Origin of the sequence: Acinetobacter sp. YH01020, from assembly GCF_013420275.1 — a bacterium.
GTDB classification, from domain to species: Bacteria; Pseudomonadota; Gammaproteobacteria; order Pseudomonadales; family Moraxellaceae; genus Acinetobacter; species Acinetobacter amyesii.
Genome location: NZ_VOYN01000087.1, coordinates 1 through 7311, shown reverse-complemented (window position 1 = coordinate 7311; position 7311 = coordinate 1). Strand labels below are relative to the sequence as shown.

Below are 7311 nucleotides of genomic sequence, written 5' to 3'. Positions count from 1 at the left end.
GTCTGATAATTTTTGAATATCTTTGAATTTCATCCAAGGATTATCCCTCGAATTAAATAATTTTGCTGATTAATTTAAGATCAAATAAATTGTACGTTTTTTGATTTATGACGGAAGTCTAATGTTTTTATAAATATAAGTGGAATTTCTTGGGAGAAAACTATCTGCCTAGATGAACAAGCGATTCAGCAGTATCAGACTCAAGGAAAAAGTTTTATTGATGGCTTAGCGAAAAGAATTGAAAGTAGCCAATTTGGAACAGATTATGAAAGATTTTACTCATATGTAGATGCCTCTAAAGAACAGAAAAAGGAAATGCTTCAAGCATTTAAAGAATATAAGGCTTAGCAAAATTAAATCCATTTAATATAATGAAGATTGTACGAAATGTTTATGTTTACATAGGTAAATAGCAAAGAACTTATTACTTTTGTGTATCTACGCTAGCATAAGTTTAATTTATGAATAATTAGTTGACTCATCTCCCATGCTGTACCCAATGCCTAAAAAAATCCAATTTGCACCTTCTCAAGCGAAATGGCAGCTGTCATCAACACAGTCGGTATTGGTGCTGGTTGGTTTACAAAATTTACGCATGCAGCAGGGCATACAAGATACGCAGTTGATGGAAAATTTGATCCAACTGACCAATAAAGCCAAAGCCTTAGAGATTCCAATTGTCGATTTATATGGTGATGATTTACTTCAAGGCATGCAGCAGCTCGGTGAATATGCAACCATACACCCTCAGCTCATCTTTGCAGGGCAAATCACACCTATGCCGAAACAGATCTTGCCGTATCTATATAGGGTAACAGAGCAAATCTGTATTGTTGATGACGCAATTGTGCTGAATAATCAGGAACAGCATATTCTGTGGGTGGACTCCATATCAGGCCAAGGTATCCATCATATGAGTAGTTATAATTTGATGCGGCTTTGGAATCTGTCAGCGCCAACGGAATTTGTTTTGTCAGCCAAAGGCATATTATTGGCTATTGCAGAGCAGCTAGATATGGACGCTTTGGAAATAATCCCTTAACCGATTTACGCAGTTATGGGCTTGATTCCGTTGCCATGGTCAGCTTAATTGGTTTGTGGCGTGCCAATGGTGCAAACATCCGTTATGAAGACTTTTTAGATGATGCAAGTCTAAAAGCATTGCTAGAAAAATGGCTCAGTACAGACTAAACAAAGCCAATTGGAATTATTTTTGTTCTAAATCGGAAAATACGTCGGGAAATATGGCTTTGTGCATTGTAATTGTTGGCTAAGCTTTTTATTATTGCCGCCTTGTTTTTCGAGATCAGAACTGGATTGAACTTTGAGTAATTTTCTAACCGAACACCTGATACATCGTGACAATGACTTTATGGTGATTCATAAACCAGCAGGTTTACTCACAGTTCCGGGAAAAACAGCAGATTTACAAGATTGTGTTATCAATCGTTTATTGGAAATTGAACCTAAAACGTTATTGATTCATCGTCTAGATCGAGATACTTCGGGGATTTTGGTTTTTGCACTCTCCCGTCAAGGGCAAAACCGTATTTCACGACAGTTCCAAGAACGTCAAACCTCGAAAACTTATCAAGCTTTGGTTGCAGGAACACTTGAAGGTGAAGGTACAGTCGACGTGCCTGTGGTGTATGATCCAGCACACCCACCGTTACATATTGCAGATCCTGCACATAACAAACCCGCGCTGACACATTGGAAAGCCACTGAACATTTTAAAATTCAGGGTAATCCAGTCACGCGTGTCGCTTTAACCCCCATTACTGGACGTTCACATCAACTTCGTGTTCATATGCAATATTTAGGTCATCCGATTGTGGGTGATACTTTGTATGCAACGCCAGAGCAACAACAGCTGATGCCACGATTATGTTTACATGCTGAGCGCTTGAGTTTTAACCATCCTGAAACAGAGCAAACAGTGGAATTTCACTGTCCTGTACCATTTTAGGAAAATCATTTAAATCCCTAAGAATTCTGCTCACTATTTAGTGGGCTTTATGTCAAAATATATTGCTTTATGGTCTAGATTTTTGCTCAAATAACGTTCACAGTTTGAGCATAATATTTTCAGACCGAACTTGAGAAAAAGGTGGAAAAATTGCAGCAGTTTGCTATTGGTCAACGTTGGTTATCAGATACAGAAACGGAACTGGGTTTAGGTGTTCTTATTGATGTTGATGAGCGATCGGTCAGCATTTTATTCCCGAAAAGTGATGAAACTCGTGTCTATGCCCGTCACAATGCACCTTTATCTCGTATTGTTTTCAATGTAAATGACGAAGTCCAAGACCAAGAAGGTCAAATTTGGATTGTTGAATCGCTTGAAGACCGTGGTGGCGTGGTGCGTTATAACGCGGTACGTAAACTTGCCGATGGTACAGAAGAGCGTAAAGCGCTGAATGAAACACGTATTGGTGCAAGTATTCAGTTAGCAAAACCATTAGATCGTTTACTCGCAAGCCAAGTGGACTATAAAGAATGGTATGATCTCCGTATCGAAGCACTGCTTCTTCAAGCCAATATGAAGTCTAGCCCTCTACGTGGCTTGGTAGGTTCACGTGTGGGTCTTATTCCACACCAACTGTATATTGCGCATGAAGTGGGTAAACGTTTTGCTCCACGTGTATTACTTGCTGACGAAGTGGGTCTAGGTAAAACAATTGAAGCTGGTCTGATCATTCATCAACAGCTTAAAACCGGTCGTTCAGAACGTATCTTGGTCTTAGTACCTGATTCATTGCAATATCAATGGATGATTGAAATGCGTCGTCGTTTCAATCTTGAGTTCTCATTATTTGATCTGACACGTACAGCATCAATTAAAGAACACGATCCAGATCTAAACCCATTCTTAACAGAACAATGCATCATTGCCAGTGTCGATTTGATGATCGACCATGATGACTTGCGTGAACAAGCCCTTGAAGCTGGTTTTGATTTGCTCGTAGTCGATGAAGCCCATCATTTAATGTGGTCAGAAGAAGAAGGCGGCAATGACCGTTATGACCTTGTTGAAGAACTTGCTGAAAAAACACCGGGTGTTCTGTTATTAACCGCAACGCCTGAACAATTAGGTGTAGAAAGTCACTTTGCACGTTTACGTTTACTTGATCCACAACGTTTTAGTTCACTTGATCGTTTCTTGGATGAAGAAGAGCAGTATCACCAAACAGCTAAAATTGCTGAAGTGCTAATGTCTGATCTGCCACTCGAAGAAGGGCATTTGGCAGCGATTGAAAGCCTATTAGGTCATCGTATTACTGACGAACCTGAACAACGCTTCCGTGCTATTCACGAATTATTAGACCGTCATGGTACAGGTCGTATTTTATTCCGTAATACCCGTGAAGCGATTCAAGGCTTCCCAGGTCGTGACTGTCAGCCTGCGCCATTACCTGCACCAGAAAACTGGTCTAAAGATGGCAAACTACGTGAACAAATGTGGCCTGAAGAAGCGCAGCTTGATGGCTCGTGGATGGAAACCGACCCACGTGTGATGTGGTTGATGGAACGACTACGTACAGACCTGAAACACAAAAAAGTGTTATTGATTGCACGTAGTGGTCCAGTGGTTGAGTCTTTAGAAAATGTACTTCGTTTGCATGCGGGTATTCGCACAGCGATGTTCCATGAAGGCATGAGCTTATTAGAACGTGACCAAGCAGCGGCTTACTTTGCGGAAGAGTCATACGGTGCGCAAATTTTACTATGTTCAGAAATTGGTTCTGAAGGTCGTAACTTCCAGTTTGCATCGGACCTTGTATTATTTGACTTACCAGCCAACCCGGACGTACTAGAACAACGTATTGGTCGTTTAGACCGTATTGGTCAAGAAAATCGTATTCAAATTCATGTGCCTTATCTGGTTGGTACTGCTCAAGAGCGTATGTTCCGTTGGTATAACGAAGCATTAAATATTTTCTGTAATATCTCGCCGACTGCGCAAACCTTACAAGAAAACTTCATCGTCAATCTGAAAGATTGCTTGTTGGCAGATAAAGGCCAAGAGTTTGAAGATTTGCTCGAAGCGGTGAGTGTACAACGTGAAGCACTTGAAGCTGAACTTCAAGAAGGTCGTGACCGTTTACTTGAGTACAACTCTTGCCGTCCAATCGTGGCACAAGAAATTGTGACTGCACTTGAAGACTACGACGACAATACTACGTTACCAATGTTCATGAAGCGCTTCATGGCGTCTACAAACATTGATTTTGATGAGCAAAGTAATGGTACCGTGATCATCAAGCCAACGGATCAAATGCAAGTTCAAGGTCTGACTTTGGACGAAGAAGGTATGACGGCGACGTTCTATCGTGACCAAGCACAGATTCGTGAAGATGCTCAGTATTTAACACTTGAGCATCCATTCACTGAAAGTGTGATGGAAATGATTAATACACAAAGCTTTGGTAGTACCAACGTTGCTGTATTGAAATCAGCAGCTTTACCACAAGGTTCTGTGTTAATGGAAGTGTGGTTTAAAGTCGATGTGGTTGCACCAAAAGCATTGAATTTGCCGTCAAGTTTGCCACAACAGTTGGTTCGTGTATTACTGAGTGAAAAAGGTCAGGATTTATCGCAAAAAATTGCACCTGAAATTTTACGTCCTTATTTACATCATCTTGATGGTAACAGTTGCCGCCAAGTGGTTAAGGCGCGTCGTGATGTCATTGAACAGCGTTATACGCAAGCGCTTGAAATTGCTCGTGGTGCATTACCGGGCTTTAAACAACAAGCCAAAGAAATCTATGGTAGCAAATGGCAATATGAAATTGACCGCTTGACTTATTTGAAGCAGTTCAACCCAAGTATTCGTGAAGATGAAATTGCACGTTTACAAAAACTGCAAAAAGAAGGTTTAACACTGCTTGATGGTCTGGCGGTTACACCAGAAGCGATTCAAATTATGGTAGTGGTTAAGCCATAAGCTAAGAATATTAAAAAAGCACCTTAGGGTGCTTTTTTTATGGCTAAAATTATAACTGTAAAATTAATCACGACAGATTTACGCTAAATCTAAGTTTTGTATTGTTTATTTTTAATCTAAATTGTCGACATCGGCATAAAAAAAGTAACAATTTTTCAGCAATTCTACAGCTTGATTAAAATCTTCATGTTCATCCAACATATAAAATATGCCATCGAGCTTTGTATAGTCAGGATGATTTTTTGCTAACTGAATTTGGATCGTACTTCGTTCTGCTTGGCTGCGTGTTGCATAATGAGCAGTAAGTAAATCAAAGTTAATGTCATTGCATAGCGGCTGTTTTAAAGCGATTGCACCACAATAAGCATGTATTTCAGGCAATAAGCGTAAAACTAAATCAGCCTCTTTGCTTGCCGCCACGATCAGCTCTGGGTCTGCGGTCTTACACAAAGCGAGTACTTCAGTTAACAGGGTTGAGTCATCTAGTGTATGGTCTAACACGATGACTTTTTGCGGTTGGGTTAAATCAAAGTCATTTATTAAAATCATAAAACCTCCTGAAAATAGAATGGTTATGCTTTATTTATCTGCGCTATAAAATGAAATGGTGCTACGTTTCGAATCTAAAATTTTCTAAAAATGGTTTTGGATAATGTGTTCAGTCTATGAACGTTCTAAAGTTAATCATGGCGTAGAAAAGCGCCATTTTCTGATTCGAAGCTCAGTTAAATACTGAAATTGTAAAATAGGGTGCTACGCTTCATGCTCATTGCGATACCCAATATACATGCTTTGATTAGTAAAAGAATCGGCATCGCGACATAAGCTGTCGTGATTGATGTCAATTGAATCCTGAAAGTGAAATGATTAAATGTATTCGGACATACAGAGATAGCATCATATTCAAATGATTGATCACGAACTGTCTTAATGTCGTGTTTTGATGCTTTAGTTAAGTAAAGTTTTGGCTTGGTTAAATTTATACGTCGATGCTAGCGAGTTGAGGGCAGTTCCGTTAAAATGCTTCAAATTTCAGCAGTTCGTTAGAAGAAAATAAAAATATGAAATCCTTAATTACCTTGGGTAGTAAAACGTCACACGGTGGTGTGGTTTCAGAATGTGAACCTTCATTTGTGATTAATGGTATTGCGGTGCATTTAAATGGCATGAAACATTATTGCCCGAAATGCAATTCGACTGTGGCTGCGATCGCGGCAGATCAAAGTACAACGGTAAAGGGGCGTGGTGTTGTGGTTGCTGGAGATAAAACCACATGTGGCGCAACCTTCTTACCAAATCAATCAATGGTTGGATCACAAAAATAATCTGCATACTGACTTTGGGGTCATCTAGATAAGCTTATTAAGTCCTGTTTTATTTGCTTTGATCTCTTTATGATGGGCCATCATCAGCTGATTAGATGAGTTTTAGATGAAAAGCGCGATCCATTTTACCCATGCCAATGGTATTCCTGCCGCGAGTTATCGAAAGTTTTTAGCCTATTTTGCACCCAAATATGATGTGAAGGCGATTCCGCTGATTGGTATGGATGAGCGCTATCCGATCACCAAAGATTGGCGATATTTGGTCGATCAAGTCATAGCAGATATCGAGCACCAATTTCCAAAGCAAAAAGTGATTGGGCTTGGGCATTCTTTTGGTTCTTTAGTCACCCTTATGGCGGCTTATAAACGTCCAGACCTGTTTTCACAACTGATTATTATGGATCCACCTTTCGTAATCGGTCCTAAGTCCGCCATTTTTGAGGGTATGCAAAAATTAAAGCTCAAAGCTATCGATAAAATTACCCCTGCGGCAATTACACTGAAGCGCAATGATCATTGGTCAAATTTGGATGAAGCCTATACGGCACTACGGAATAATCGTTTATTTAAAAGTTTTGATCCGCAATGTTTTGAAGATTATTTTGCACAAGGTATTCAAGCTGATGAAAAATGTGGTGGCGTAACCCTCAGCATTCCAAAAACCGTTGAAGCACAAATTTTCCGTACAGTGCCTGCATGGTGGTGGCGTACTCCACGTAAAGCCCCTCAAATGCCTGTACACCTTATCACCGCAGATAACAGCCATTTTTATAAACAAGGTTTGCCTGACGGAATGAAGAAAACCTATGGTATAGATTATAGTGTGGTTGAAGGTGGGCACATGTTTCCACTTGAGCAGCCGAAACAGACAGCGCTACACGTCATGCAGTACTTACAGCATTAAAAAATAAGGCTCTAGACTAGCAAAATGATTATGTTAGTCTAGAATCATGATAGAAAACAGTAAATTAAGTCACTACAAGATTAAAAAAATTATTCAATGCTTTTGTGTTGATATTCCTGCTTCCAAAACAGCCT

General features: G+C 39.8%; 5 protein-coding genes and 2 pseudogenes. 6 read left to right on the top strand and 1 reads right to left on the bottom strand.

Annotation, left to right across the window (positions count from 1 at the left end; translation table 11 throughout):
* Positions 1–487 precede the first annotated feature (487 nt).
* From FTT85_RS17710 to rapA, 3 genes and pseudogenes are all read left to right on the top strand, one after another.
* A pseudogene (locus tag FTT85_RS17710) lies at positions 488–1191 on the top strand (phosphopantetheine-binding protein).
* A gap of 133 nt (positions 1192–1324) precedes the next feature.
* Entirely contained in the window at positions 1325–1969 is a 645-nt protein-coding gene (locus FTT85_RS17705) for an RluA family pseudouridine synthase (protein WP_180184074.1), read from the top strand.
* Between the two features lie 141 nt (positions 1970–2110).
* The gene (rapA, locus tag FTT85_RS17700) at positions 2111–4948 is read left to right on the top strand and encodes an RNA polymerase-associated protein RapA (RefSeq protein WP_078188819.1); all 2838 of its coding nucleotides are present in this window, start codon (positions 2111–2113) and stop codon (positions 4946–4948) included.
* A 111-nt stretch (positions 4949–5059) separates the two neighbouring features.
* Here the strand turns inward: rapA and FTT85_RS17695 are convergent, their stop codons facing one another.
* Complete coding sequence (locus FTT85_RS17695; RefSeq protein WP_180184073.1) at positions 5060–5497, bottom strand: hypothetical protein; 438 nt, start codon at positions 5495–5497, stop codon at positions 5060–5062.
* 512 nt (positions 5498–6009) lie between these two features.
* On the opposite strand from FTT85_RS17695, the gene FTT85_RS17690 reads away from it, so the two are divergent.
* The 3 genes and pseudogenes from FTT85_RS17690 to FTT85_RS17680 form a co-directional block, all read left to right on the top strand.
* Positions 6010–6273, top strand: coding sequence for a PAAR domain-containing protein (locus FTT85_RS17690; RefSeq protein WP_078193592.1), 264 nt, complete (start codon positions 6010–6012; stop codon positions 6271–6273).
* A 106-nt stretch (positions 6274–6379) separates the two neighbouring features.
* Complete coding sequence (locus FTT85_RS17685; protein ID WP_180184072.1) at positions 6380–7177, top strand: alpha/beta fold hydrolase; 798 nt, start codon at positions 6380–6382, stop codon at positions 7175–7177.
* Between the two features lie 46 nt (positions 7178–7223).
* Positions 7224–7311 (top strand): annotated as a pseudogene (locus FTT85_RS17680) (IS1595 family transposase); the annotation flags it as partial.

Coding starts and splice junctions, on each gene's coding strand:
- FTT85_RS17685 (WP_180184072.1), top strand. CDS start 6,380: ATGAAAAGCGCGATCCATTTTACCCATGCCAATGGTATTCCTGCCGCG.
- FTT85_RS17690 (WP_078193592.1), top strand. CDS start 6,010: ATGAAATCCTTAATTACCTTGGGTAGTAAAACGTCACACGGTGGTGTG.
- FTT85_RS17695 (WP_180184073.1), bottom strand. CDS start 5,497: ATGATTTTAATAAATGACTTTGATTTAACCCAACCGCAAAAAGTCATC.